The organism is Thermoplasma sp. (assembly GCF_023256435.1).
In the GTDB taxonomy this organism is placed as follows: Archaea; Thermoplasmatota; Thermoplasmata; order Thermoplasmatales; family Thermoplasmataceae; genus Thermoplasma.
Map to the genome: position 1 here is coordinate 1 of NZ_JAGDXM010000008.1, position 843 is coordinate 843.

General features: G+C 45.4%; 1 protein-coding gene and 1 rRNA gene. Both read right to left on the reverse strand.

The features are described from left to right. Nucleotides 1-256, reverse strand: a 16S ribosomal RNA gene (locus Q0C15_RS00715); the annotation flags it as partial. A gap of 303 nt (nucleotides 257-559) precedes the next feature. Next, nucleotides 560-843 (reverse strand): fructose 1,6-bisphosphatase (locus Q0C15_RS00720; RefSeq protein WP_297214986.1); only part of this gene is annotated, 284 nt, incomplete at its 5' end.

Below are 843 nucleotides of genomic sequence, written 5' to 3' on the forward strand. Positions count from 1 at the left end.
GGCTAGGTGGTCCTTTACACCACCTACTACCTGATAGGCCGCAGACTTATCCTCAGGTGCAAAAGCTTTCATCATTACAACCATTCCAGTTTGTAATGACTATGGGGAATTAGCCTCAGTTTCCCGAGGTTATGCCCCGCCTGAGGGTAAATTATCCACGTGTTACTGAGCTGTTCGCCGGTGCCTTACGGCCCCATGACTTGCATGGCTTAGTCGGAACCTGATAGCAGTGACCGCCGGCAGGATCGACCGGAGTTAAAACACTCAATTGGAATTAGCGGCTGGCATCTACCTGTCAGAAGTGAGCTTACTTACTCACTACTCCATATTTACCAACCCTGGAAGAAGAGACACATAAACACGCATAAGCGTGATTCATCTCTTTCGTAGGTAGGTTGGCATCCATACCTGTTATGTGCAAAGTAAAGAATAGCAAATCAGTATATATATCTTTCGAAGCAGAATACCAATTTTCTAGGGAAATCTAAAATAATTATACTAATAATAATCTGACAGAAAAAATTGCAGAAACCCTGATAAAATATGGAAAAATATGTGTTTATTTTGCCACTGTTTCCTTTTCTATGTCCACAAACCTGTCCTTCAGCTTCTCCATAACAACTGGCAGTGTGGTGTATTCCATCTCCTGGTCCGGCAGCCTGTGCGGTTCAAATGGGCCCATCCTTCTTATGTGATCTGTCAGTTCGCCGGCAACACGCCTTGCATAGTCAAAAGCAGGATCATCGAACATATCAACTGGCCCCTCCAGCTTGCCGGATTTGAGCACATAACCCAGGGCGACAACCCTTGGAGGCCCGTCAAACCTAGTCATCTTTGCATCCT